Below are 26,989 nucleotides of genomic sequence, written 5' to 3'. Positions count from 1 at the left end.
TCATGCGATAAAGACTGTCTGAAGGATTATCATGACAGAGGGAAAAGATCGGCCCTGACAGGAGAGCCGCCAAAATCGTCAAAAAAACAGAACCGCCCACCAGACGAATGCAGTGCAATCGGCCCGCAGACCAGATGCCCTGCGTCTCGGCATAAGTGGAAAGGCGTTCTCAGCTCCCTGCGCAATCCGGTTGCCAGCCCCTCGGGAACGTCACCATCTACGGCTGTCCACCGTCATTCCGGACAAGCGCAGCATAAGCTGCGTGCAGATCCGGAATCCAGCGCATCTGCGTGAGTGTAGCGAACTCTTTTTCGTACGAGGAGACGCGCCAATGGCACGGCTGATATCCGGTTTCCGGTTCGGCATTGTCTCACTTGTCCAGAACCACGTGCGGAAGGCGGGCCGCCTGGACCAGTCGCGTTGGCGAGACTACCTCAGCCGCTGTTCCGTCTTCGCATCGAAGAACAGCGCCGAAGCCGGGTCGAAGTCTATGGCGACAGTTCCATCAGAAACAGGCGCATCCTCACCCTTGGTTTCCACGATCACACGCTCGCCCGTCGGGCAGATGAGATAGGAATAGGCGACGCCGCCGAGTTGCTCACACAGATCGACCTTCGCCCCTTCCGGCGCAGGCGAGACTTTCAGATGCTGCGGGCGCAGACCGACCAGCACCTTTTCACCCTTGGCGGGCAAGGTGACCGTGGTCGGTACGGAAACATCGCCAAATGCGGCAACACTGACCTCACCCTCCCCGGCAATCCCCTCGGCGAAATTCATGCTGGGTGAGCCGATGAAGCCAGCGACGAACCTGTTGTCCGGATCGGAATAGAGCTGCATCGGCGAGCCGACCTGCTCGATATTGCCACCGCGCAGAACCACGATCTTGTCCGCCAGCGTCATCGCCTCGACCTGGTCGTGCGTCACGTAGATCATCGTCGCGCCGATATCCTTGTGCAGGCGGGCGATCTCCACGCGCATGTCGACACGCAGCTCGGCATCCAGGTTGGAGAGCGGTTCGTCGAACAGAAACACTTCCGGACCACGCACAATGGCCCGGCCGATGGCAACACGCTGGCGCTGCCCGCCGGAAAGCGCCTTCGGCTTACGCTTCAGATAAGGGTCCAGCTTCAGGATGCGGCTGGCTTCGGCAACCTTGGACTGGATCTCGGACTTCGGATGACCGTTCATCTTCAGCCCGAAGCCCATGTTCTCCTCGACTGTCATATGCGGGTAAAGCGCATAGGTCTGAAACACCATGGCAACGCCCCGTTCCGCCGGATCTGTCTTGGTCACATCACGGCCACCGATCTCGATCCTGCCGTCGGTCGTTTCCTCCAGCCCGGCGATCATGCGCAGAAGAGTGGACTTGCCACAGCCGGACGGACCGACAAAAACGCAGAATTCGCCATGCTCGATCTGAAGGTCCACTCCGTGGATGACTTCCAGGTCGCCATATTTCTTGACGGCTTTTGTCAGTGTGACGCCAGACATGTAATTCTCTCTCCCTTGGGATTCTTGTTAGGCAGGGAACTGCCAGTCCTCGACCGCCGCCGCGATCTTCGAGGCCGCATCCAGCAGTGCAGGCCGTGCCTCCAGAAGCTGTTCGAGGCTCTTGCGCTGCGTGGACGTGGTAACGGAAAGCGCCCCGACCGGCCGCCCCTTGGACGACAAGATCGGCGCTGCAATGCAGATGATGCCGGGCTCGTGTTCCTCGCGGTCGTAGGACAGCCCCTCTTCGCGGATCTTTTCCAGGTCCGCACGCAGTTCAGCTTCGCTGGCCAGCGTTGCCGGGGTGTAGCGATAGAACGACTGCTTCTTCAAAACGTGATCGAGGTCCGCAGGCTCCAGAAAGGCCATCAGGGCCTTGCCGACCCCGGTGCAATAGGCCGGACCAACCTTGCCGGCCTGCGAAAACATGTCGATGGCATTGGTCGGGTTTCTCTTGTCGACATAAAGCACCTGCCCGCTGTCGAGCTGTGCCAGGTGCACCGTTTCGCCGACAGCTTCCGACAAGGCGCCTACGAAGGGACGCGCAATCGGCGCGATGGAACTTTGCCGCCAGGCCGCATGCGCCAGCCGCACCAGGCGGATACCCAGCGAATAGGTCTGCTGGCGCTCGTCGTAGGCCAGCATGCCCTGGCTCACCAGCGTCTGCAGCAACCGGTACAGCGTCGCCTTGGGATGAGTGCTTTCAGACAGCAGTTCGGAAAAGCGCACGGGCCGGCCCACAGCTGCAACCTTGTCCAGCACTTCCAGCGCCTTGCCGACCGTGCCGTCACCTGTCGATGACCCCGCCTGTTTGTTCATGAGCTCCTCCTTCGGCCCGTTTCTTGTCGTCGAGCCTGTTGACAACTTATCGCCATCGCATCAAAGTATCAATATACAAAACTAAGTTTCACATAATGGAACCAAAAGGGAGGACACCATGCGTTCCATGCTGAAAACGTCCGTAGCGGCATTTGCCATGTTGGCAGCCGCGATGGGCGCAGCTTCTGCTGACGGCCTGACAGGCAATCTGAAAATCTTTCTCGACACATCGAACCCGGCGCCGCGTGCGACCATGGAAGAGATGATCGCTCAGTTCCAGGAGAAGAACCCGGAGCTGAACATCGAGACGACGGTGATTGACCGGGAGGCCTACAAGACCCAGATCCGCAACTTCCTGACGGCAAATGCGCCGGACGTTGCCACCTGGTACGCGGCCAACCGCATGCGGCCTTACGTGGAGGCCGGCCTCTTCGAGGACGTGTCCGACCTTTGGGCGGACCCGGCAATTGCCGACAACCTCGCCTCCACCAAGGGTGCGATGACCATCGACGGCAAGCAGTGGGGCGTGCCCTACACCTACTATCAGTGGGGTGTTTACTACCGCAAAGACATCTTCGACGAGCTTGGCCTGTCCGAACCCACCACCTGGGAAGAGGAAAAGGCGAACTGCCAGAAGATCATCGATGCCGGCAAGAAGTGCTACACGATCGGCACCAAGTTTCTCTGGACCGCGGGTGGCTGGTTCGACTACCTGAACATGCGCACCAACGGCTTCGACTTCCACATGGACCTGCTCACGGGCAAGGCGTCCTGGAAGTCCGACGAAGTCCGCAAGACCTTCGCCAACTGGCGCGAGCTCATCGACATGGGCGCCTTCATCGACAACCACCAGACCTACTCCTGGCAGGAAGCCCTGCCGTTCATGGTCAAGGGCGATGCAGCCGCTTACCTGATGGGCAACTTCGCCGTGGCACCGCTGCGCGAAGCCGGTCTTTCCGATGACCAGATCGATTTCTACCAGTTCGTGGAAATCACGCCGGGCATCGCCAAGGCGGAAGACGCGCCGACCGATACCTTCCACATTCCGGCCAATGCCGAGAACAAGGAAAACGCGCGCGAATTCCTGAAGTTCGCGGTCTCGCCGGACGTCCAGACCTGGATCAACGACGGCAAGCACCTCGGCCAGCTCCCGGTGAACGCCAAGTCGTCCGTGGACCAGGACAAGTTCCTGGAACAGGGCTTTGAAATGCTGTCCACGAACTCCCCGGGCGGCGTTGCCCAGTTCTTCGACCGCGATGCCCCGGCTGAAATGGCAAAGGTTGCCATGGAAGGCCTGCAGGAATTCATGGTCAAGCCGGACAACCTGGACAAGATCCTGGACCGTTTGGACCGCGCCCAACAGCGTATCTACAAATAAGGTCTGCCTTCGCATGACCGGACAGGGGGCAACCGCTCCCTGTCCTCTTTTCCGGTATACGCCGACGACTCACGAAGAGTTCCGAAAATGGCCCAAGCATCCGTCGCCGAGACCCGCCAGAGTTCCTGGTGGCATCGCAACCAGCAGCAGTTGACACCCTGGCTGTTCCTGGCTCCCGGGATCCTGTTCTTCCTGTTCTATGTGATCTTTCCGATTTTCCAGTCGTTCAACCTGTCGCTCTACGAGTGGGACGGTTTGGGCCAGGCGGAATATGTCGGGCTCTACAATTACGAGGAACTCTACTGGGATGACGCGTTCTACACCTCGCTGAAGAACAACGTCATCTGGCTGCTGCTCTATCTGCTTGCCATTCCGGCAGGTCTGTTCATCGCGCTGTTCCTGAACCAGACCGTCACCGGCATCCGGCTCTACAAATCCCTGTTCTTCTTTCCCTTCGTGATCTCCCAGGTCGTCGTCGGCCTGGTGTTCACCTGGTTCTACGACCCGACATTCGGCATCCTCAACGTTCTGCTCGGCGCGGTCGGCCTGCCGCCGCTCAACGTGCTGGGGGACGAGAACTGGGTCACCGTGGGCATCATCGTCGCGGGCCTCTGGCCCCAGACAGCCTATTGCATGATCCTCTATCTCACCGGCCTCAACGCGGTTGATCCGGAGCAGATCGAGGCCGGACGCCTCGACGGCGCCAAGGGCTGGCGCATGCTCTGGTACATCATCGTGCCGCAGCTTCGCCCGGCCACCTTCATCGCCTTCGTCGTCACCATCATCGGCGCTTTGCGCTCTTTCGACCTGATTTCGGTCATGACCAACGGCGGGCCCTTCGGCGCCAGCCGGGTGCTCAGCTTCTACATGTTCGAGGTCGCACTCTCCGAATACGGCTTCCGCATGGGCTACGGCGCGGCCATTGCCGTGGTGCTGTTCCTGATCATGCTGGCCTTCATCGCCTACTTCCTCTGGTCGATGTACAAAGAAGAAAAGGCGCGCTGACATGTTCCCGACACCGATCGAACGCACGTCCCGCCCCTGGCAGATCACCTATCAGACGCTGCTTCCGCTGGCGCTGATCCTGTGGCTGCTGCCGCTGATCGCGGTCGCCATCTTTTCGGTCAAGCCGGATTCGGATTTCGCCAACGCCAACTACTGGGGCTGGCCGTCATCCTTCGAAGGCTTCACCAACTACGCGCTGGTCTTCACCGGCTCGGACATGCCGCAGTATTTGCTGAACTCGTTCAAGATCACCATTCCAACAGTGATCGGCGCGGTTGGCCTCTCGTGCTTGACCGGCTTCGCCCTCGGCATCTACAAGTTCAAGGCCAATATCTGGCTCTTCTTCATGTTCGTGGCGGGCAACTTCGTGCCGTTCCAGATCCTGATGGTGCCGGTGCGCGACCTGACCCTGCAGATGGGCCTCTACAACACCATCACCGGCCTGGTTCTGTTCCACATCGCCTTCCAGACCGGCTTCTGCACACTCTTCATGCGCAACTTCATCCGTGCCCTGCCGTTTGAGCTGATAGAGGCCGCGCGCGTTGAGGGCGTCTCCGAATGGCGGATCTTCTGGTACGTGGTACTGCCGCTGATGAAGCCGGCCATTGCCGCGCTGTCGGTGCTGATCTTCACCTTCATCTGGAACGACTACTTCTGGGCCGTGGTGCTGACCCAGGGCGTTGAAAGCCAGCCTGTCACCGCCGGCATCACGTCCTTCAACGCGCAATATCGCGCTGCCTACCACCTGATGAGCGCCGGTTCCATCGTGGCCGCCCTGCCGCCTGTCGCCATGTTCTTCCTGATGCAGCGCCACTTTATTGCAGGCCTCACACTCGGAGCCGTGAAATGATCCGCAGCTGGCATCTTGGAGATGACAGACAGAGCCTGGTCCTGGCCAGCTTCGACGACCGATTGCCGGAAGCCATCTACTGGGGTCCCGCCCTTCCCACTGGCGAAAACCTGGAGACGCTTTCGGCAGCCGCACTTGCCGACGTCACCGGCGGCATGGTCGACCGCAACGCAGGTCTGAGCCTGTGCCCGGAAGCCTCCGAAAGCTTCCCCGGGCAAACCGGCCTGACTGCAAGGAACGCATCCGGCGCGCCGCTCAAGCCCAGTTTCCGGTTCGAAAGCGAAGCTGCGTCGGTTCATGGCCTGACGCTTGTCTTTGCCGACAAGAGCCTTGATCTCAGCCTCGTCTTCGATCTCGTCCTGACACCGGAAACCTCCCTGTTAAAGCTTCAGACACGGCTGGAAAGCGCCGATGAGATCACGGTCGACTGGCTGGCGGCTCCGGTTCTGCCGCTCCCGGCTCATACTGGCGAGATGATCGAGTTTTCCGGCCGCTGGTGCGCGGAATTCCTGACCCGCCGCCTGCCGTTTGCACCCGGTGCCCGCGTCCGCGACAACCGTACCGGCCGCACGGACCACGCCCATTTCCCGGGGCTTGTCGTCTGCAATGCCGGAACGTCCAACACGGCCGGTGAAGCTTTCGCGTTTCACTATGGCTGGTCCGGGGGCCACAAGATGGTTGCCGAGGAACTTGCCGATGGCCGTCGCCAGGTCCAGTTCGGCCACGCCACTGCCAGCCTTGCCAGCGGACGCCACTTCGTCAGCGCACCGCTCTACGCAACCTATTCTGCCACCGGCTTCAACGGTGCCGCCGTGCGGTTCCAGCGCCATGTTCGCGACCATGTGGTTCAGGGAGCCCGCACACCCCGCCCGGTCCACTACAATTGCTGGGAAGCGGTCTATTTCAAACACGACCTCGACGAACTCAAAGCCATCGCCTCCCAAGCGGCGGACCTGGGCGCCGAGCGCTTTGTGCTGGACGACGGCTGGTTTGGCCGCCGGGATGACGACACCTCGTCTCTGGGAGACTGGGTGATCGACAAACGCAAGTACCCGGACGGCCTCACCCCGCTGATCGACCATATCAAGGCGCTCGGCATGGAGTTCGGCATCTGGTTCGAACCGGAAATGGTCAACGAGGACAGTGACCTCTGCCGCGCCCATCCCGACTGGGTACTCGGCCACGCCGACCAGATCCGCGGACGCCAGCAACTGGTGCTGGACATGTCCCGCCAGGAGGTTCGCGATTATCTTTACACCCACATTGCCGACGTCCTGAAAAACAACGACATCGGCTACATCAAGTGGGACCACAACCGCATCCTGCCCGTGGTCGATGCCAGACAGGCCGAAGGCTTTTACGAGCTGGTCGACCGTCTGCGGTCCGGTTTTCCGGCAGTGGAGATCGAGAGCTGCTCGTCCGGCGGCGGACGCATCGACTTCGGCGTCCTGGAACGCACGCACCGGGTCTGGCTTTCGGACAGCAACGATGCGCTTGAACGCCAGCGTATTCAGCACGATGCCGCCCTGTTCCTGCCAGCCTCGGTAACAGGCTCTCACGTCGGGCCCCGCCACTGCCATACTTCCGGCCGGACGATGGACATTCGTCTGCGCGCCTGGACCGCGGCTCAACGCCACATGGGCTTCGAGATGGACCCGCGTGAGCTGTCGGAAGCCGAAGCCGAGACGCTGCGCAATGTCACGAGCTGGTGGAAAGCCAATCGGAGCTGGATGATGCAGGCCGATATCCTGCGGCTCGACAGCGCCGATCCGGCCGTGATCGCAGAACAGCAGCTTGCCTGCGACGGCAGCCGGTTCGTTGCGTTTGCCGCGCTGACGCGACCAAGTGACCAGATCCTGCCGCGTCCGTTGCGCTTGACCGGTCTGGACCCGCAAGGCAGATACAGGCTATCTCTCGTCAATCGGGACGAAGCGCCCCGGCTGTCCCGCGGTGCGCCTCTCCTGAAACATCAAGACCTTGAAGCCAGTGGACAATATCTGATGTCCCACGGGCTCACGCTCCCCTGGCGGTTCCCTGAAACCGTCTGGGTTGTGGAAGGCGAACGTCTTTGAGTAACGTTACTCAAAACGAACCGATTTCGGCTTAGGCCGCCAAAACAATTGAGGAAGTGCCATGTACGCAACATACCCGGATCTCGACAACGCATCGGTATTCATCACCGGTGGCGGCTCCGGCATTGGCGCGGCGCTGACGGAGGGCTTTCTGCGGCAGGGGGCGAAGGTCGCCTTTGTGCAGCGTTCCGACGCAGCGCCCTTCTGCGACGAGATGGAACAGAAATACGGCCGCCGTCCGCTGTACCTGCCCTGTGACATCACAGACATGGTTGCCCTCAAGGCGGCCATGGATCAGGCAGCCGAAGCCCATGGCCCGATCACGGTTCTGGTCAACAATGCCGCGAACGACAAACGCCACAAGACCGAAGAGGTTGACGAGGCGTTCTGGGACTGGTCCGTGGCGATCAACCTGAAAGCCTATTTCTTTGCCTGCCAGCATGTGGTTGCCGGCATGCGAGCGGCCGGCGGTGGCTCCATCGTCAACTTCTCGTCCATCTCCTACATGATGGGCAATGCGGGCTACCCGGTCTACACGACCGCGAATTCCGGCATCAACGGCATGACCCGCAGCCTCGCACGGGAATTCGGCCCGGAGAACATCCGCGTCAACGCAATTGCACCCGGCTGGGTCCTGACCCAGAAGCAGAAGGACATGTGGGTAACGCCGGAAGGCCTGGCAGCGCACATCGACCGGCAGTGTCTCAAGGTTGAACTGCAGCCGGACGACATGGTTGACCCAGTGCTTTTCCTTGCCTCCAGAACCAGCAAGGCGATGACAGGACAGGCGCTGGTCGTGGATGGCGGCGTGGTGGTGACAGGATGAACACACATCCAAAAGCGTCCTGGATCGCGGCGGATTGGGGCACCACCAATCTGCGCATCTGGGCGCTTGACGAAGCCGGCGGCATCCTTGCCCATCGCAGCTCCGAAAAGGGCATGGGCCGACTGGAGAAACAGGATTTCGAACCCGCCCTGATCGAACTGATCGCTGACCTCCTGAAGGACGGTGAGGTCACACCTGTGATCGTCTGCGGCATGGCAGGGTCCCGGCAGGGTTGGGCCGAAGCCCCCTACATGACCGTACCCTGCGCGCCGCCGTCGATCCGGAACGCTACCCGGGTGGATGCAGCCGACCCGCGCCTCGAAGTGCGCATCCTGCCGGGCATCAAGCAGCTCACACCTCCCGATGTCATGCGCGGCGAGGAAACGCAGATCGCCGGATTCCTTGCGGAAAATCAGACCTATTCCGGCACCTTGTGCCTGCCTGGAACGCACACCAAGTGGGTCGCCCTCCAGGACGGACGAATTGAGCGGTTCCGCACCTTCATGACAGGGGAGACCTTCGCGCTTCTGTCCAAACACTCCGTCCTGCGGCACGGCCTTTCCGCCGATGACCTCGACAGCACAGCCTTTGCCGAAGCGGCCGAACACAGTTTCAATGCGCCCGAAGCGCTGACTGCCGATCTCTTCGGCGTGCGCGCCGCAGGCCTCGTCGCGGACCTTGGCCCGGCACAGGCAAGCGGCAGATTATCGGGGCTTCTGATCGGAGCCGAACTGGCCGCTGTCAGCCGTGATTTCGACCTTGGTAACACGGCCCTGCTGGGCAGCGACAAGATCGCCGGTGCCTATCGCAGCGCCTTGACACATAACGGCCATGCCTCAAGGCAGCTCGATGCGGAAACCATCACCTTGAAGGGCCTGACCCTTGCCTATTCCTTCTACGAACCGGAGCATTCATGAGCCGTAACCTGATAGCCATCCTGCGCGGCCTGACCCCGGACGAGGCTCTGCCCGTTACCGAATGCCTGATTGCCGCCGGCATCACTCGTATCGAGGTTCCGCTCAACTCGCCGGACCCGCTTGTCAGCATTGCCGCCATGGCAAAGGCCTTTTCGTCGAATGCCGAGATCGGCGCAGGTACCGTGCTGGCGCCCGAACAGGTGCGCGACGTCAAGAACGCCGGCGGCTCGCTGATCGTGTCACCCGACTGCAATCCGGATGTCATCAAGACGACGAAAGCCGAAGGCATGTCTTCCTTTCCAGGTGTGATGACGCCAAGCGAGTGCTTCACGGCGCTGCGCAGCGGGGCAGATGGCCTCAAATTCTTTCCAGCCTCGCTCATCGGCCCGGACGGACTGAAGGCGATGCTGGCGGTATTGCCGAAGGGCACTGCGACCTATGCCGTGGGCGGTGCCGGCCCGGACAATTTCGGGGACTGGATCAAGGCCGGGGCAGCCGGCTTCGGCATCGGAACGGCTCTGTTCAAACCCGGTTTCAGTGTTGCCGAAGTCAGCAAACGGGCCGAAAAAATCGTCGCCGCCTACGACGCGGCCGTTGCAGCATGCAGGTGATGTCATGAGCACAGTTTTCGACGAGCGCCAGTGCACCCTTGGCGAAGGCCCGTTGTGGCATCCCGAACGCCAGCAGCTATTCTGGTTCGACATTCTCAACAAGCGCCTGCTCAGCCGTGACAACGGCACGGAAAAGACCTGGCAGTTCGATGAATATGTTTCTGCCGCAGGCTGGGTCAGCCGGACCGAACTCCTGATCGCCAGTTCTTCGAAGCTGTTCCTGTTCAATCTGGAAACGGAAGCCTCCGCAAAGATCTGCGACCTGGAGGCCGACAACGCAATCACGCGGTCCAACGACGGCAGGGCAGATCCCAAGGGAGGCTTCTGGATCGGCACCATGGGCTTTGGCGCCGAAAAGAACGCCGGATCGATCTACCGCTATTACAAGGGAGAGCTGCGCAAGCTGTTCTCCGACATCACCATTTCCAACGCGATCTGTTTTTCGCCGGACGGCAAGACGGCCTATTTCGCCGACACCGACACCCTGACCATTCAGAAGGTCGCCCTGGACGCCGAGGGCTGGCCAGCAGGTGCGCCGTCCCTGTTCGTCGATCTGTCCGCCGACGGGTTCAATCCGGATGGCGCCGTGGTCGATAGCGAGGGGTTCCTGTGGAACGCCCATTGGGGGGCGAACCACGTCGCGCGCTATACTGCGGACGGGAAATTTGCCGAGGCCGTTTCCATGCCTGCAAAACAGATTTCCTGCCCGGCATTCGGCGGGGCGGATCTGCAGACGCTCTTTGCCACATCCGCCGCCGAAGGTCTTACCGGCGAGCACGAAGGCAAGACCTATTTCGCGCAAGTGAAGGTTCGTGGACAGAGCGAGCACAGGGTCTTGCTCTAACGGGCCTGCCGTCCATCTCCCGGGCCAAGTTTTGGGAGCACCGGGACAAAATGCAAGTTCAGTGGACCTTTGAAGGGTCCTCAGGCCCCGCCTTTGCGGGAATGACACGGAATATGTGGCAACGCTTCACCATCCGGATGAGCGTTGCCAAACCATCAAGCAGTGAGCATCCATCATGAAACGCACTCTCGGCACCTGCTATTATCCGGAACACTGGCCGGAAGAAATCTGGGAAGCTGATGCCCGCCGGATGGCCGAGACCGGGCTGACATGGATCCGCATCGGTGAATTCGCCTGGTCGCGCCTCGAGCCCCGCCCTGGTGACTTGCACTTCGAGTGGCTGGACAGGGCCATCGAGACCTTGGGCCGTGCCGGGTTGAAGGTCGTTCTCGGCACACCGACCGCAACGCCGCCGCGCTGGGTTGTCGACAAGCATCCGGACATGGTCGCCGTCGATGCCAACGGCAATCCCCGCAAGTTTGGTTCCCGCCGCCACTACTGCTTTTCGCACGAGGGCTTTCGCCAGGAGAGCGACCGGATCGTGAAGCTTGTCGCCGAGCGCTACGGCAACAATCCGCATGTCGCCGCCTGGCAGACCGACAACGAATATGGTTGCCACGATACGATTCTCTCCTATTCGGATGCTGCCCGAAAAGCGTTCCGGGTCTGGCTGAAGGGCCGCTACGGCTCCATCGAGGCGCTCAACCGCGCTTGGGGCAACGTGTTCTGGTCTATGGAGTATCTCTCCTTTGACGAGATCGACCTGCCGAACCTGACCGTAACCGAACCGAACCCCTCGCACACGCTTGCGTTCCGGCGGTTCTCCTCCGATCAGGTAGTTACCTTCAACAAGCGACAGGTCGATATCATCCGGGCGCATTCCAGCGCACCGATCAGCCACAACTACATGGGCCGGGTAACTGATTTCGACCACTTCAAGGTCGGCGACGATCTCGAGATCGCGACATGGGACAGCTACCCGCTCGGTTTTCTGGAAGACCGTGTCGGCGCGGATGACGCCCATCAGCGGGCCTTCATGCGCCAGGGCGATCCGGACTTCCAGGCCTTCCACCACGATCTCTACCGTGCCGTTGGCAAGGGCCGCTGGTGGGTGATGGAACAACAGCCGGGACCGGTGAACTGGGCCCCCCACAATCCTGCTCCGCTGCCTGGCATGATGCGGCTTTGGGCCTGGGAGGCTTATGCCCATGGGGCCGAGGCCGTGTGCTATTTCCGTTGGCGACAGGCGCCTTTCGCGCAGGAACAGATGCATGCCGGCATGCTGCGCCCGGACAATGCCGATGCACCGGCACTGCTCGAAGCCCGCAAGGTCGCCGACGAATTGCGCGATGCGCCTGACGTCTCGGCCCCACAGGCACCTGTTGCACTGATCTTTGATTATGACGCGGATTTTGCCTGGACCACCCAACCGCACGGCAAGGAGCTTTCCTATTTCCAGCTAGTTTTCGACACCTACAAGGCGCTGCGCAAGCTCGGGCTTTCGGTCGATATCCTGCGCGGCGAGACCCGCGACTTTTCCGGCTACAAGATTGTTGCCCTGCCTGGCCTGATCTACGTGCCGCAGGACCTGAAACAGGTGCTTGCCGAAACCGAAGCGCTGGTTGTGATGGGCCCGCGCACTGCCGCCCGCAACGCCGACATGGTCATTCCCGTGCCATTGCCACCAGACATGCCCGGGCTCGATCTTGCGGTCTCGCGGGTCGAAAGCCTGCGCCCGGACATGCCGATGCCGCTTAAGGGCGGCGGCGCCTTCACCGGCTACCGCGAGGAACTGGAAGGTGCTGGCGAAGTCATCCTGGAACTGGAAGACGGCCAACCCGCCGCCTACCGCCAGGAACATCTCGTCTATGTCGGCGGCTGGGGTGACGAAACCGTGCTGAAGCGCCTCTACACCATGCTGTGCGAAGAAGCCGCGATCGACACGCTCGACCTTGCCGGCGGCGTCCGCTGCCGTGTGACCGATGGCCTGAGGATCTGGACAAATTACGGCGCCGAGCCTGCCGACACACCTGCCGGCCGGATCGAAGCTGCAGGGGTGTTGTTCGAAAAGCTGTAAGGCAAAGTTGGTTCTACCCTGAGAGTGGTTAGATAACCGAACTCTTCCTCCACCCCGTCATTGCAGGACTTGATCCTGCAATCCATGCCGAGACGGTGCCTCAAACTAAGGCCTGCAGAGCGGAACCGGAACGGTATGGATGCCAAGGTCGAGCCATGGCATGGCGAAGATATTGGACGATCTACAGGTTATCTTTACGGCTTGCCGTCAGGCCGCCTTACCCTTCGTCAGCTCGGTGATGATGGCCGCGAAATTGTCGACGCCCTGTGCCCCTGACACCAGGTGCTGACGCTCGAAGATGACAGCAGGAACGCCGTGAATGCCGTTGCCGGTCCAGAAGGCTTCTTCCGCGCGAACGGTTTCGGCAAAGCGGCCGTCTTCCAGAACGGCAAGGGCTTCGGCCCGGTTGAGGCCAATGCTTTCGGCCACATCCGCCAGAACCTGATTGTCATTGAGGTCCTTCCTGTCGCCGAAATAGGCCTGGAACAGCGCCATCTTCAACTGGTGTTCCTTGCGGCTCTCACCGGCCCAATGGATCAGCTGGTGCGCCTTGAAGGTGTTCACCATGCGCATGTCGTCGGTGAAGTTGAACTCGAAACCAAGGCTCGCGCCAAGGTCCGTCAGCCGGTCCCGCGCTGCCTGGGATTGCTCCGCGCTGGAGCCGTATTTGCGCATGATGTGTTCGCGCAGGTTCTCTCCCTCGGCAGCCATATCCTGATTGAGTTCGAAAGGATGCCATTTGATGGCGGCCGTAACGCCGGTCCGTGCGATCGCCTGTTCGAGCTGCTTGAAGCCGACGATGCACCAGGGGCAGACGACATCGGAAACAATGTCGATCTGCAACACATCATCGAGGCCGGTTGTGTCGGTGTCTTGCGAAGTCATGATTGGTTCCTGTTCCGGCGCTGTCAGCCATATGTCTGGCCGGCGCCATTGTCTGTCTTGCCCCGCATATAGGAGCCGCTGCCAGCCGGGAAAAGGCAGTGGTTACCACCGGGAAACCTCATTCTTTCGTCGGAACGCTGCTTTCCCCCTCCCGTCAGAGCGTCGCATCGCCCTTTGGGGGCGGCGTCCAGCCACGCTCCGATCCTTCAGGGCGATCACCACCCCTGTCGACTTGCATGATTTCGAACAGGGTTTCGGAATGCGCCCGCATGGCATCGATATAGGAAGTGTCGACGCCACCGTCGTTGAAATTCTCGCGAAGGTCATCGAGCATCGCAATGTCGTGATGACGGAATTCCCTCGCCTTGGTGCGCGCCCGGAACGGATGGTACCCCAACTCGGTCAAGGCCTGGCGCCCAAGCGCCAGGGCCCCTTCGAAGACCTCCCGCTCGGCACAATGAGCACCGGCATTTTCCAGTTCGTAGACGTGATGCCGGTCGCGGGCACGGGCGAGGATCCGGACATTCGGATAGGTCTTGGCAACGTGTTCCACCAGTTCGGTCTGCTTGTCGCGATCATCAAGCGCGGCAACGAAGAGGTCGGCATCGTCCAGCCCGGCACCGTGCAGAAGGTCTGGCCGGGTCGCATCCCCATAGAAGGTTCGAATGCCTATCCTGCGCAGATTTTCGATCGTCTGCGGGTCATGATCGAGAATGATCACGTCATAGCCACTGGTCAGCAGCAGTCGCGATACGATCTGGCCGAACCGGCCCATGCCCGCGACAACAACCCGGCCGCGCCTGTCGATGACATCCGGTTCCCGATCCGCTTTCGCCAGAGCCCGTGGAGCGACGATTTTTTCATAGAAAATGAACAACGCGGGTGTCAGCAGCATGGAAATCGCCACCACCAGGGTCATGGTCTTGATCAGCGATGGTTCCAGCACCCCGCTGCCCGAGGCAAATCCGAACAACACGAAAGCGAATTCCCCTGCCTGTGCCAGCCCGAGCGCGAACAGCCACCGATCTGGCCCTGTGAGGCGAAAGAGGGCTGCAAGCAGGAACAGCACCAGAAACTTGACTGCCATCAAGCCGAGCGCGAGTCCAAGGATCGATAAAGGGGCACCGAACAGAAGGTCGAAATCGATTCCTGCCCCGACCGTCAGGAAGAACAGGCCAAGCAACAGGCCCTTGAAGGGCTCGATATCGCTTTCCATCTCATGACGATAGTCGCTGTCGGACAGGACAACCCCGGCAAGGAAGGTTCCGAGTGCCGGCGACAGACCGACAAAATCCATGACCAGGGCAATGCAGATTACGAGCAGCAGCGCGGTTGCCGTGAAGATTTCCCGCAGGCGCGCTTCGGCTATGAACCGGAAGACAGGTCGCAGCAGATGACGCCCTGCCAGAATGATTGCGGCAATAACAGCCAGAATGACAAGAGCCTGTGCCCAGCCTGGCAAGGCCGCCAGAGCTTCACCTCCATGACCGGCACTCTCGCCATGCCCATCCGCGGCTCCTTCCCCGCCATGGCCACTGATGGCAAGCAACGGAAGAAGCGCCAGCATCGGAATGACCGCGATATCCTGGGTCAGCAATACCGAGAAGGAACTCTGACCACCTTGCGTTTTCAGCCAGCCTTTCTCGTTGAGGGTCTGCAAGACGATGGCGGTGGAGGAAAGCGACAGGATCATGCCGAGCGCCAAAGCGCTCTGCCAGTGAAGACCGAACGCCAGACCGGCCGCGGCAAAGACGAGCGCTGTCCCGACAACTTGCAGTCCGCCAAGCCCGACAAGCTGCTGACGCATTTTCCAGAGCATGGCGGGCTGCAGTTCCAGCCCGACCAGGAAAAGCATCATCACCACACCGAATTCGGCAAAATGCTGCACGTCGGCCGCTTCCGATCCGACGATGCCGATGACCGGCCCGATCACCACACCGGCGATCAGATAACCGAGCACGGAGCCGAGACCGAGCCGGTTGGCAATCGGCACCGCGATGACGGCCGCGCACAGATAGACGAAGGCTTCGCTGAGCAGCGCCATCAGACCGTCTCCCCTGCCAGCAGGAACGCATCCAGGTCATCCGGCAGCACCGGCGCTGCAGCCGCCTTTGCAAGATCCAGCTTATCGCGGACCAAAGCATTCAGAAGCTTTCCGTAGGCAAGGCGGTGGGCCTCAAACCGGTTTTCCTCCAGTGCCCGCCCGGCCCCGAACAGCGCAAAGGGCGCGAGGTAGCGCATGCCGCAAAGGTCCGCCGTTTTTTCGAATGGGCCCAGCAAGCTGCGCAACTCGGCATGGTTCATGCCCGTTTGCGAATAGGCATCCGGCTTGGCACCGGTCGTAACCGCGTTCAGGAACACCTTGCCATGCAATGCCTTGCCGGCATGACCATAGGCAAAGCCATGTTCCAGCACGAGATCCTGCCACTCCTTCATGATGGCGGGTGCCGAATACCAGTAAAGCGGGTGCTGGAAGACAATCACGTCATGAGCGCGCAGGCGATCCTGCTCCCGGTCGATATCAATGCTGAAATCCGGATAGTCCGCATAAAGATCAACGGTTGTGATCTCCTTGATCGACCGCGCGATTTCAAACAGCGGCTGGTTCACCTCCGACCTGTGCGGTCGTGGGTGGGCAAAGAAAACGATTACCTTGGCCAAGAGGATCTCCCGGATCTGAGTAAGCCCGCAGAGCCGGCAAGGCCTGCCGAGCACGGCGGACCAACGGTCTGTATTCTCAAGAGTTTATAGGGATCATCCGCAACAGATAAAGGGCGCGAACAGGAACCGGCCTGTTCGCGCCCATTGAACAATAAAGTAAGCGATAGACAGTGGGATGCTGTCGGCGTCAGTCCGCCCTGGAGACCCGCACCCGGGAGCCCGTCTCTCCGGCCTGGGCGATCGCATGGATCACCGCCTCGAAATGAAGCGCTTCCCGGAAAGACGGTACGGCGTTGCGCCCTTCGGAAATCGCCTTCAGGAACTCATGAACCTCTATAACCTTCAGATCGTTGAACCCGAGCTGATGGCCGGCTGCCGGAACGAATTGCCCATACGGCGGATGAGCTGGCCCGCTGAGCAACGTCTTGAAACCCTGTTCGGCAAGCTCACCCCGGTTCTGGTAGAGACGGAGTTCGTTCATGCGCTCCTGATCGAAGGTGATCATGCCTTCCGTTCCATGCACCTCGAAGCCGATGTAGCTCTTGCGGCCCCAGGCACTGCGCGAGGTCGAGACAACACCATGGACACCGTTTTCGAAGGTCAGCAGCGCAGAAGCGATGTCTTCGTTTTCAACCGGACGCCGCTCGCTTGAGCCATTGCCCATGGGCCGTGTTTCATGAACCGTTCTTGTCTCCGCGACCAGGCTTTCGACCGGTCCGACGAGTGCGGTTGCGAGCGAAATCAGATGGCAGCCAAGATCGCCGAGCGTGCCGAGGCCGGCATCGGCCTTGGTTGCCCGCCAGGTCCAGGAGAGGTCCGGATCAGCCTGGTAGTCTTCATCGACCATTCCGCGAAAATGCACGATCCGGCCGATGGCGCCATCCGCGATGAGTTTGCGGGCATGCGAAATCGCCGGATTATGCAGGTAGTTGTAGCCGACGATTGTCTTCGCACCTGTTCTTTCGGCAACAGCCAGCATCTTTCTGGCGTCCTCCAGGCTAAGCGCCATCGGTTTTTCCAGATGCACATGCTTGCCGGCCTCGAGCGCGGCAAGCGCCATTTCCTTGTGCACCTTGTTGGGTGTGGTGATGCAGACGATATCGACCTTCGGATCCGCAATCAGATCTTTCCAGTCACTCGTTGCCCTTGCGAAGCCGAACTGGTCGGCAAAGGCTTCTGCCTTTTCTGCAGGAACATCGCACAGCACTTCCAGGCGGGTCGCCGGCACATCGCCGAACACCGCTTTCACCGAACCATAGGCAAGCGCGTGGCACTTGCCCATGAAACCGGTGCCGATCAATCCGATACCGAGACTTGTCATGTAATCCGATCCTCCCGGAGGTGACGAAGCGGACCGTTCCGCCCTTTAACCTCATCCTGAGGAAGCGCCTTGGCGCTGTCTCGAAGGATGGGCTGCTTGCTCATGAGTGTGCCGCCCATCCTTCGAGACGGACCAGACGGTCCTCCTCAGGATGAGGTCATAGTGGTTCTGACGCTTAAACCTCGTCCATGCCGACGGCGCGGCGTTCGGCGATGGACTTGAGGGCAGCTTCAGCCAGGGCGAGTGCCTTCAATCCGTCCTCGCCACTCGGTGACGGCGCAGTACCGGTTTCGATAGCCTCGACGAAAGCAGTGATTTCAGCCGCATAGGCTTCCGTGTAGCGGGTCATGAAGAAATCATGCAGCGGCGGACGGGTGTACCCGGCTTCGGTTGCCACTTCGATGGATACCGGACGCTGGTTTTCCGCACTCACCACACCCTTGGAGCCATGCACTTCGATGCGCTGGTCGTAGCCATAGGTTGCCCGGCGGGAATTGGAGATGGAGCATTGCTTGCCGGACGCCGTCGTCAGCACCACCATCGCGCTGTCGTAATCGCCGAGCTTGCCGATTTCCGGATCGACCAGAACCGACGCCGTCGCGTAGACGGTCGTGACTTCATCGCCGAGCAGGAACCGGGCCATGTCGAAATCATGGATGGTCATGTCACGGAAGATGCCGCCGGACGACGTGATGTAGGATGGCGGCGGCGCACCCGGATCGCGCGAGGTGATCTGCACCATTTCCACGTCGCCGATCCGCCCTTCGTCAATGGCTGCGCGCACGGCGCGGAAATGCGGATCGAAACGGCGGTTGAACCCCAGCATCAAGGTTGCGCCAAGGTCTTCTACCGTCTTCAGGCAGGCTTTTACCCGGTCCAGCGACAGATCGACCGGCTTTTCGCAGAAGATTGCCTTGCCTGCGCGTGCAAACTTTTCGATCAGATCGGCATGGGTGTCGGTCGGCGTGCAGATGATCACCGCGTCGACATCGCCGGCGGCGGCGATCTCGTCGATCGTGCTGACACGGGCGCCATAGGCGGCTGCAAGCGTTTCGGCGGCTTCCGGGAAGGCGTCCGCAACAGCGACGAGCGTCGCACCGGCGGCCGCACCAACGGCCTTTGCGTGCACTTTACCGATACGTCCAGCCCCAAGCAGGGCGACATTGACGGCCATGATACTTCCTCCCGGATGACATGTGGCAGAGCGGTTTGAACCAGCGCTTGCCAATTTAGAATAAAAATTCCAAAATCATTTTCGACGGAATGTGTCAAGCCGGAAAAGAAGAAGACAATGAATGACGCCTCGCCCGATCCAGAAAATGAACCCAATCTCGCCACAGCCGAAATCCTTGCGCCGCCGCAATCGATCGATGCGTTTTTTGCCCGGCTCGGCGGCACCGCGGAAAGACTGCCCAAGCGCCTGAAACAATTTGCGAACTACATCGCCGCCAATCCCGACAAGGTGGCAGTATCCACGGTTGCCGAACTTGCCGAAGGCGCCGAAGTTCAGCCATCCGCCGTGATGCGTTTCTGCCAGGAAATGGGCTTTTCCGGCTTTTCGCAAATGCAGAAACTGTTCCGCTCGGACTATTCCCAGAAATGGCCTGACTACGCCACCCGCCTCGCCAAACTGCGCGAGCACGGCACCGAGTCCCCTTCTGCCCTCCTGGCCGAATTCGTCGAGGTTGGCCGTTCTTCACTGGAAAACCTGCTGACAACCGTCGACCCGACCGCACTTCAACAGGCGGTCGATGTGCTGGCCCGTGCCGAGACGATTCACATGATCGGCTTCCGCAGAGCCTTCCCGGTCACGTCGTATCTTGCCTATGCCTTCGAAAAGATGGACGTGCCGGCGGTTCTCCATTCAGGCATCGCCAACATCAACATGGAACACCTGATCCGGCCGAACGACGCGGTAATCGCGGTGACCTTCGCCCCGTACACGGAAATGACCATCGACATGGCCACCAAGGCCCGTGCCAGCGGCGCTGACATTGTCGCGATTACGGATGTCGTGACCAGCCCGCTCGCACGCCTGAAAGCAATCCAGCTACTGGTCTCGGAACTGGACGTAGGCGCGTTCCGGGCGCTGTCCGCAAGTCTCTCGCTGGCCATTGCCCTGGCCGTTTCCGTAGGGGCTCAACGGAACAGGCTGTGATTTTTCTGGAAAAAATCTGTTGCGCTTCGATAAAAATGGAATTTATATTCCAAATGCGGCAACGGCGATCCCGAGCCGCCACAGACTTCTGATGACGCGGGTGGGATTGTTCGAGGCCCGCGGTCCACGTTCTGGGAGGAACACCATGAAGAAGACACTTATTGCAATGGCGGCTGCCGCCGTTGCCTTTACCGGCATTGCCGCTCCGGCTTCCGCTGAAGGCGAACGTTTCGTTCTGGTCAGCCATGCTCCGGACAGCGACAGCTGGTGGAACACGATCAAGAACGCCATCACCGTTGCCGGTGGCCAGATGGGCGTTGAAGTGGAATACCGCAACCCGCCGACAGGTGATCTTGCCGACATGGCTCGCATCATCGAACAGGCTGCTGCGTCCAACCCGAACGGCATCATCGCGACGATCGCCGACTACGACGTTCTGAGCGGCCCGCTGTCCAACGCGGTTGCCAAGGGCATTCCGGTCATTACCATCAACTCCGGCACTGAAGAGCAGTCCAAGCAAATCGGCGCTCTGATGCATGTCGGCCAGCCGGAATACGATGCCGGCAAGGGCGCAGGTGAAAAGGCCAAGGCGGCCGGCGTCACCAGCTTCCTTTGTGTGAACCACTACATCACCAACCCGGCTTCTGTTGAACGTTGCCAAGGCTATGCTGATGCACTGGGCGTCGAACTGGGCGGCCAGATGATCGACAGCGGCCAGGACCCGGCTGAAATCAAGTCCAAGGTCATGGCCTATCTGCAGGGCAACCCGGACACCAATGGCGTCCTGACCCTCGGCCCGACCTCTGCGCATCCGACGCTGGCTGCGCTGGAAGACATGGGCAAGTCCGGCACCATCCACTTCGGCACCTTCGACCTTTCCGGCGAAATCGCTGAAGCCATCAAGGGTGACGTGATTGCCTTTGCCATCGACCAGCAGCCTTACCTGCAAGGCTACCTGCCGGTCGTCATCCTGACGAACCTGGCTCGTTACGGCGTGGTTCCGGGCAACTCCATCAACTCCGGCCCGGGTTTCGTGACCAAGGGCAACATTGCCCTGGTGGAAAAATACGCCGGCGAATACCGCTAAGCTGAAGGGCCGCCAGGCGCGGCCCTGTGGAGAGGCGGCCTTCCGCCTCTCCCTTGCAACTGACACGCTCGCGCACCCCGAAGGGTAAGCGCTGAATTCCAGAACACTGTTCTGCGGCCGGGCCGCATACTGGACGCGGCCGGCCACCCCGGCACGCAGGAGGAGACCTATGGCTGAGACACAATCGGCAGCCGCCCCTCAGAAAGACGAGCGCATCCGCGAAATGTCGCCCATGCGCAAGGCCCTGATCCGCCCGGAGCTGGGCGCGATCTGCGGCACTATTCTCGTATTCATGTTCTTCCTCGGCATCGCCAGCGACAGCGGCATGTTTGCCCCGGAAGGCATCATCAACTGGGGCACAGTCTCTGCCCAGTTCGCCATCATCGCCGTCGGCGCCTGCCTTTTGATGATCGCAGGCGAATTCGACCTCTCCGTCGGCTCGATGATCGGCTTCTCCGGCGTCATCATCGCGCTCTTCACTGTTCAGTGGGGGTTCCCTGCGTGGTTCGGTATCCTGGTCGCATTTGCCATGGCGCTGGCTATCGGCGGGCTCAACGGATACCTGGTCATCAAGACCGGCCTGCCTTCCTTCATCGTCACCCTCGCCTTTCTCTACATTCTGCGCGGCCTGACAATCTTCATTTCCATCGCCACCACCCGCAAGACCATCATCGGCGGCGTGCGTGAAGCGGCGGAAGGTGACCCGATCGCCTGGCTCTTCGGCGGCAAGGTCTTTTCCGGCCTCTTTGTCTGGCTGGCCGATCTCGGCATTGTCGGCAAGTTCGTTGCCGGTCCGAAAGCAGGACTGCCGGTGGTCGAAGGCATTCCGATGCTGATGATCTGGGCAATCATCCTGATCGTGTTCGGCCATATCCTGCTCACCCGCACCCGCTTCGGCAACTGGATCTTCGCAGCCGGTGGCGACGCCCAGGCAGCGCGCTATGTCGGCGTACCCGTGAACCGGGTCAAGATCCTGATGTTCATGTTCTCCGCCTTCTGCGCCACTATTTTCGCCACCTGTCAGGTGATGGAATTCGGCTCGGCCGCAGCCGACCGCGGCCTCTTGAAGGAATTCGAAGCCATCATTTCCGTGGTGATCGGCGGCGCACTTCTCACCGGCGGCTACGGTTCGGTGGTAGGCGCGGCGCTTGGCGCACTGATCTTCGGCGTTGTTCAGCAAGGCCTCTTCTTCGCCGGGGTCGAAAGTTCGCTCTTCCGGGTTTTCCTCGGCGTTATCCTGCTGCTCGCCGTGATCCTCAACACCTACATCCGCCGCATGATCACGGGGGAACGCTAAGATGTCCGACAACCTTATCGAACTCGTCGATATCGAAAAACACTTCGGCCCGGTGATCGCCCTCAACGGTGTCTCCGTGTCCGTCAAGGCCGGCGAATGCCACTGCCTTCTGGGCGACAACGGCGCGGGCAAGTCCACCTTCATCAAGACCATGTCCGGCGTCCACAAGCCGACCAAGGGCAAGATCCTGATGGAAGGCAAGGAAGTCAGCTTCAACAGCCCGCGGGACGCCATGGAAGCCGGCATCGCGACCGTCTACCAGGACCTGGCGATGATCCCGCTGATGTCGGTGACCCGGAACTTCTGGATGGGCCGCGAACCGCAAAGGCGCTTCGGCCCCTTCAAGTTCTTCGATTTTTCCGAAGCCAACGAAGTCACGATGACCGAGATGGCCAAGATGGGCATTCACCTGCGTTCGCCTGACCAGGCGGTCGGCACATTGTCGGGCGGTGAACGCCAGACGGTCGCCATCTCGCGCGCCGTCTTCTTTGGGGCCAAGGTGTTGATCCTCGACGAACCGACATCTGCCCTGGGTGTGCGCCAGACCTCCAACGTGCTGGCGACGATCGACAAGGTCCGCCAAAAAGGCATCGGCGTTGTCTTCATCACCCACAACGTGCGCCATGCCATGGCCGTGGGCGACAGGTTCACGGTGCTCAACCGCGGCAAGACGCTTGGCACCGCAGAGCGCGGAGACATAAAAGCGGAAGAACTTCAGGACCTGATGGCCGGTGGCCAGGAACTGGCGGAACTGGAAGGTTCCCTCGGCGGCACCATCTGACGGGCTGAATCAAAAACGGAATGTGCACGTGAAGAAACTCGATGTCATCACGATAGGCCGCTCGTCGGTCGACCTCTACGGAGCCCAGGCTGGCGGCCGTCTGGAGGACATGGCGTCCTTCAACAAGTATATCGGCGGCTCGCCCACCAATATGGCCTGCGGCACGGCTCGGCTCGGCCTGAAATCCGCGCTGATCACCCGTGTCGGAGACGAACACATGGGCCGTTTCATCCGCGAGGAACTGGAACGGCACGGTGTCGACACACAAGGCGTGATCACCGACAAGGAGCGGCTCACCGCGCTCGTGCTGCTCGGCATCCGCGACCAGGAACAGTTCCCGCTGATCTTCTACCGCGAAAACTGCGCCGACATGGCTCTTGGCGAAGATGATATCGATCCCGCGTTCATTGCGTCAGCCAAGGCCGTGGTCGCCACGGGCACGCACCTCAGCCATCCGCAGACGGAAGCTGCCGTTCTGAAGGCATTGAGGCTTGCCCGCGAAAACGGCAGCCGTACCGCGCTCGACATCGACTACCGCCCCAACCTCTGGGGCCTGTCGGGGCACGGCGACGGCGAGAACCGCTTCATTGCCTCCGACAAGGTGACGGCCAAGCTGCAATCGAGCCTGCATCTGTTCGACCTGATCGTGGGTACGGAAGAAGAATTCCACATTGCCGGTGGAACCACGGACACGGTCGAGGCGCTGCGCAACGTGCGCAAGGTGTCGGGTGCGACGCTGGTCTGCAAGCGCGGGCCAATGGGGGCAACCGCCTTCGAAGGCGCGATCCCCGACAGCCTCGACGACGGCATTTCCGGCCCTGGCTTCCCGATTGAGGTCTTCAACGTTCTGGGGGCCGGCGACGGCTTCATGTCCGGTCTGCTGAAAGGCTGGATCACCGGCGAGGACTGGGTCACGGCCCTGACCTATGCCAACGCATGCGGCGCGTTTGCCGTCTCCCGGCACGGCTGCACACCGGCCTATCCGAGCTGGGAAGAGCTGCAGTTCTTCCTGAAACGGGGCGTGAAGGATAAGGCCCTGCGCAAGGATCCGGAACTGGAACAGATCCACTGGTCCACAAACCGGCACCGGCTGCATGGTGGCAACTGGTCGACCATGCGTGTTTTTGCCTTCGACCACCGTATTCAGCTCGAACAGATGGCCGATACGGCCAACGCCGGTCACGAGCGGATCGGATCGTTCAAGAAACTCTGCCTCGACGCGGCCCTTTCGGTCGCGGACGGCCAGCCGGGCTATGGCATTCTGTGCGACAGCCGTCACGGCCGCGAGGCGCTTTATCGGGCCGCCGGAACCGGGCTTTGGATCGGTCATCCGGTGGAGTGGCCTACCTCCCGGCCACTGACACTGGAACCGGAAATCGGTCCGGATTTCGGCGGCCTGGCCGAATGGCCGACGGAGCATGTGGTCAAGGTGTTGTGCTTCTATCATCCGCATGACACCGACGCGATGAAGGCCGAGCAGGAAGATGTCCTGAAGCGGCTGTTTGCCGCCTGCCGCCGCAACCGGCTTGAAATGCTTCTGGAGATCATCCCCTCCAAGGTTGGTCCGGTTGATGCCGACACCACGGCAGATATCATCCGCCGTTTCTACGAGATCGGCATCTATCCGGACTGGTGGAAGCTGGAACCCATGACCTCGGCAGAAGCATGGGCGAAGGCTTGCGACGCGATTTCCGAAAACGACCCTCACACTCGCGGCATCGTGGTGCTCGGTCTTGATGCCCCGGAAGAGGAACTGGCCGCGAGCTTTGCCGAAGCGGCCCGCTTCCCGCTGGTCAAGGGCTTTGCGGTCGGCCGCACGATTTTTGCCGAAGCAGCCCGCAAATGGCTGGCAGGTGAATTGACAGACGAAGCTGCCGTCGCCGACATGGTGAGCCGCTTCGCCCGCCTGTGCAGCATCTGGGACACGGCGCGCGCAGAAGCCGGAACCGAGGCACACGTCAACGAACTCCAGGGAATTTCCGCATGAGCACGATCCGTCTCACCGCCGCCCAGGCCATGGTGCGGTATATCTCCGCGCAGATGACCGAGGACGGCGAGCGTTTCATCGACGGCATCTGGGCGATCTTCGGCCACGGCAATGTTGCCGGTCTGGGCGAAGCGCTGGAGCAGGCCGGCAATGCCCTGCCGACCTGGCGCGGCCAGAACGAACAGACCATGGCCCATACGGCCATCGCCTATGCCAAGGCGAAGAAGCGCACACGGGCGATGGCCGTCACCTCGTCCATCGGCCCCGGCGCCACCAACATGGTGACCGCCGCAGCCCTTGCCCATGTGAACCGCCTTCCCGTTCTACTGATCCCCGGCGATGTCTTTGCCAATCGGGCACCCGACCCGGTCCTGCAGCAGGTGGAGGATTTCGACGACGGCACGGTTTCGGCCAATGACTGCTTCCGTCCCGTCTCGCGCTACTTCGACCGCATCAGCCGCCCGGAACACCTGCTGACGGCCCTGCCGCGCGCCTTCCGCGTGATGACCGACCCGGTCAATTGCGGCCCGGTGACCCTGGCGTTCTGCCAGGACACGCAGGCAGAAGCCTTCGATTATCCGGCAAGCTTCTTCGAGCCGAAGGTCTGGCGCATCCGACGCCCGGAACCGGACAGCCGGGACATCGCCGATGTTGTCGCCCTCATCAAATCCGCAAAGAACCCGGTTCTGGTTTGCGGCGGCGGTGTTGTCTATTCGCAGGCCGAAGAAACCCTTGGCGCGTTTGCGACCAGGCACGGCATTCCGGTGATCGAGACCCAGGCGGGCAAGTCGGCGTTGGCGCAATCTCATCCGATGAACTTCGGCACTGCCGGGGTCGACGGCTCGGCCTGCGCCAACGAGATTGCCGAAAGCGCGGACCTCGTCATCGGCATCGGCACCCGTTTCCAGGACTTCACCACCGGCTCCTGGGCGCTCTTCAAGGAACCGGGCCGCAAGCTCGTCTCCATCAACGTCCAGGGCTACGACGCCCTGAAGCATGGCGCCGTCGGCGTCATCGGCGATGCGAAGGTGTCTCTGGAGAAGATCTCAGCGGCCCTTGGCTCAGAGACAAAATCGACTTTCAATCCGCAGTCCCGTCTTGACTGGCTGGCGAAGGTCGATGCCCACTGCAGCGCGCGCACCGATGTGCCGGAAGGCTACCTGCCGCTCGATGCAGAGGTTATCGGCGCGGTTCAGCGCACCTCGACCGAGAAGACTATCGCCATGTGCGCCGCCGGCACCATGCCTGGCGCTCTCAAGCTTCTGTGGCAGGCGCCGCAGGGTGGCTATCACATGGAATACGGCTATTCCTGCATGGGCTACGAGATTGCGGGGGCTCTTGGAATCAAGCTGGCGCAGCCGGAACGGGATGTCGTCTGCTTCGTCGGTGACGGGTCCTACATGATGGCCAACTCGGAACTTGCGACCGCCGTCATGCGGCGGGTGCCGTTCACGGTGGTGCTGACCGACAACCGCGGTTACGGCTGCATCAACCGGCTGCAGATGGGCACGGGCGGCAACCAGTTCAACAATCTCTACAAGGACTGCAATGTCGAGGCGCAGCCGGCGATCGACTTCGTCGCCCACGCGGCCGCCATGGGAGCCCACGCGGTAAAGGCAAAGGACATCGCCGATCTGGAAGCGCAGATCCTCGCCTCGAAGGACCGGGCCATTCCGACGGTAATCGTCATCGACACGGACCCGATGCATGGGCCGGGCGAGGACGGTGGCGGTCACTGGTGGGACGTCGCCGTGCCGGAGGTTTCTGAGCGGACCGAAGTCAACAAGGCCCGTGAGGGCTATGTCGACGCTTTGAAGCACCAGAACCTGGTCGATTGAGGGGAATGCAGAACACCAACCCAGCTTTTCCACCCAGTCACACCTCATCCTGAGGAGGACCGTCAGGTCCGTCTCGAAGGATGGGCG

Annotated in this window: 22 protein-coding genes; 15 read left to right on the top strand and 7 right to left on the bottom strand. The window is 61.0% G+C overall.

The window, feature by feature from the left end:
• Window positions 1-429 precede the first annotated feature (429 nt).
• Window positions 430-1,491 (bottom strand): ABC transporter ATP-binding protein, encoded by a 1,062-nt coding sequence (locus ACYQ6M_RS01560; RefSeq protein ID WP_460071735.1) that lies wholly within the window; start codon window positions 1,489-1,491, stop codon window positions 430-432.
• Window positions 1,492-1,518: 27 nt separating this feature from the next.
• Window positions 1,519-2,307: an IclR family transcriptional regulator gene (locus ACYQ6M_RS01555; RefSeq protein WP_168685224.1), complete on the bottom strand. Its 789-nt coding sequence runs from the start codon at window positions 2,305-2,307 to the stop codon at window positions 1,519-1,521.
• Between the two features lie 118 nt (window positions 2,308-2,425).
• Here ACYQ6M_RS01555 and ACYQ6M_RS01550 point away from each other — a divergent pair, with 118 nt between their 5' ends.
• The 9 genes from ACYQ6M_RS01550 to ACYQ6M_RS01510 all read left to right on the top strand — a co-directional run bounded on the left by ACYQ6M_RS01550 (window position 2,426) and on the right by ACYQ6M_RS01510 (window position 12,887).
• Complete coding sequence (locus ACYQ6M_RS01550) at window positions 2,426-3,685, top strand: ABC transporter substrate-binding protein (protein ID WP_023003021.1); 1,260 nt, start codon at window positions 2,426-2,428, stop codon at window positions 3,683-3,685.
• Between the two features lie 87 nt (window positions 3,686-3,772).
• Window positions 3,773-4,690 (top strand): carbohydrate ABC transporter permease, encoded by a 918-nt coding sequence (locus ACYQ6M_RS01545; RefSeq protein WP_023003020.1) that lies wholly within the window; start codon window positions 3,773-3,775, stop codon window positions 4,688-4,690.
• Window position 4,691: 1 nt separating this feature from the next.
• A complete protein-coding gene (locus ACYQ6M_RS01540) occupies window positions 4,692-5,540 on the top strand; it encodes a carbohydrate ABC transporter permease (RefSeq protein WP_460071732.1) in 849 nt (282 codons plus the stop codon).
• Window positions 5,537-7,612: an alpha-galactosidase gene (locus ACYQ6M_RS01535; RefSeq protein ID WP_460071730.1), complete on the top strand. Its 2,076-nt coding sequence runs from the start codon at window positions 5,537-5,539 to the stop codon at window positions 7,610-7,612. Before ACYQ6M_RS01540 ends, ACYQ6M_RS01535 begins: the two co-directional genes overlap by 4 nt.
• 61 nt (window positions 7,613-7,673) lie before the next feature.
• Window positions 7,674-8,438: an SDR family NAD(P)-dependent oxidoreductase gene (locus ACYQ6M_RS01530; RefSeq protein WP_460071728.1), complete on the top strand. Its 765-nt coding sequence runs from the start codon at window positions 7,674-7,676 to the stop codon at window positions 8,436-8,438.
• Window positions 8,435-9,355, top strand: a complete 921-nt coding sequence (locus tag ACYQ6M_RS01525) for a 2-dehydro-3-deoxygalactonokinase (RefSeq protein ID WP_460071726.1) — start codon at window positions 8,435-8,437, stop codon at window positions 9,353-9,355. The genes ACYQ6M_RS01530 and ACYQ6M_RS01525 overlap by 4 nt, the downstream gene beginning before the upstream one ends.
• A complete protein-coding gene (locus tag ACYQ6M_RS01520; protein ID WP_460071724.1) occupies window positions 9,352-9,966 on the top strand; it encodes a 2-dehydro-3-deoxy-6-phosphogalactonate aldolase in 615 nt (204 codons plus the stop codon). Before ACYQ6M_RS01525 ends, ACYQ6M_RS01520 begins: the two co-directional genes overlap by 4 nt.
• Window positions 9,967-9,970: 4 nt before the next feature.
• A complete protein-coding gene (locus ACYQ6M_RS01515) occupies window positions 9,971-10,810 on the top strand; it encodes an SMP-30/gluconolactonase/LRE family protein (protein ID WP_031270295.1) in 840 nt (279 codons plus the stop codon).
• A gap of 175 nt (window positions 10,811-10,985) precedes the next feature.
• The gene (locus ACYQ6M_RS01510; protein ID WP_460071721.1) at window positions 10,986-12,887 is read left to right on the top strand and encodes a beta-galactosidase; all 1,902 of its coding nucleotides are present in this window, start codon (window positions 10,986-10,988) and stop codon (window positions 12,885-12,887) included.
• A gap of 207 nt (window positions 12,888-13,094) precedes the next feature.
• On the opposite strand, the gene ACYQ6M_RS01505 is transcribed toward ACYQ6M_RS01510, so the two are convergent.
• The 5 genes from ACYQ6M_RS01505 to iolG all read right to left on the bottom strand — a co-directional run bounded on the left by ACYQ6M_RS01505 (window position 13,095) and on the right by iolG (window position 18,928).
• A complete protein-coding gene (locus ACYQ6M_RS01505; RefSeq protein ID WP_062487180.1) occupies window positions 13,095-13,772 on the bottom strand; it encodes a DsbA family oxidoreductase in 678 nt (225 codons plus the stop codon).
• Between the two features lie 154 nt (window positions 13,773-13,926).
• Entirely contained in the window at window positions 13,927-15,816 is a 1,890-nt protein-coding gene (locus ACYQ6M_RS01500) for a monovalent cation:proton antiporter-2 (CPA2) family protein (protein WP_460071719.1), read from the bottom strand.
• Entirely contained in the window at window positions 15,816-16,433 is a 618-nt protein-coding gene (locus ACYQ6M_RS01495; RefSeq protein ID WP_297835324.1) for an NAD(P)H-dependent oxidoreductase, read from the bottom strand. The genes ACYQ6M_RS01500 and ACYQ6M_RS01495 overlap by 1 nt, the downstream gene beginning before the upstream one ends.
• A gap of 187 nt (window positions 16,434-16,620) precedes the next feature.
• Window positions 16,621-17,754, bottom strand: a complete 1,134-nt coding sequence (locus ACYQ6M_RS01490) for a Gfo/Idh/MocA family protein (RefSeq protein ID WP_460071716.1) — start codon at window positions 17,752-17,754, stop codon at window positions 16,621-16,623.
• Between the two features lie 175 nt (window positions 17,755-17,929).
• Window positions 17,930-18,928: an inositol 2-dehydrogenase gene (gene iolG / locus ACYQ6M_RS01485; RefSeq protein WP_023003008.1), complete on the bottom strand. Its 999-nt coding sequence runs from the start codon at window positions 18,926-18,928 to the stop codon at window positions 17,930-17,932.
• A 117-nt stretch (window positions 18,929-19,045) separates the two neighbouring features.
• Between iolG and ACYQ6M_RS01480 the strand changes: the two genes are divergently transcribed.
• The 6 genes from ACYQ6M_RS01480 to iolD all read left to right on the top strand — a co-directional run bounded on the left by ACYQ6M_RS01480 (window position 19,046) and on the right by iolD (window position 26,902).
• Window positions 19,046-19,912 (top strand): MurR/RpiR family transcriptional regulator, encoded by an 867-nt coding sequence (locus tag ACYQ6M_RS01480; protein WP_460071714.1) that lies wholly within the window; start codon window positions 19,046-19,048, stop codon window positions 19,910-19,912.
• 145 nt (window positions 19,913-20,057) lie between these two features.
• Complete coding sequence (locus ACYQ6M_RS01475; RefSeq protein WP_297835314.1) at window positions 20,058-20,999, top strand: sugar ABC transporter substrate-binding protein; 942 nt, start codon at window positions 20,058-20,060, stop codon at window positions 20,997-20,999.
• 169 nt (window positions 21,000-21,168) lie between these two features.
• A complete protein-coding gene (locus ACYQ6M_RS01470; RefSeq protein ID WP_229004845.1) occupies window positions 21,169-22,296 on the top strand; it encodes an ABC transporter permease in 1,128 nt (375 codons plus the stop codon).
• Between the two features lies 1 nt (window position 22,297).
• Window positions 22,298-23,077, top strand: a complete 780-nt coding sequence (locus tag ACYQ6M_RS01465; protein ID WP_023003004.1) for an ATP-binding cassette domain-containing protein — start codon at window positions 22,298-22,300, stop codon at window positions 23,075-23,077.
• 28 nt (window positions 23,078-23,105) lie between these two features.
• A complete protein-coding gene (locus ACYQ6M_RS01460; RefSeq protein WP_209170107.1) occupies window positions 23,106-25,064 on the top strand; it encodes a bifunctional 5-dehydro-2-deoxygluconokinase/5-dehydro-2-deoxyphosphogluconate aldolase in 1,959 nt (652 codons plus the stop codon).
• Window positions 25,061-26,902, top strand: a complete 1,842-nt coding sequence (gene iolD / locus ACYQ6M_RS01455; RefSeq protein WP_460071711.1) for a 3D-(3,5/4)-trihydroxycyclohexane-1,2-dione acylhydrolase (decyclizing) — start codon at window positions 25,061-25,063, stop codon at window positions 26,900-26,902. Before ACYQ6M_RS01460 ends, iolD begins: the two co-directional genes overlap by 4 nt.
• Window positions 26,903-26,989 lie beyond the last annotated feature (87 nt).

This window comes from Roseibium sp. ROS1 (assembly GCF_054658215.1).
Note: the sequence above shows the minus strand (reverse complement) of the source record. Positions and strands in the feature narration are given on the sequence as shown.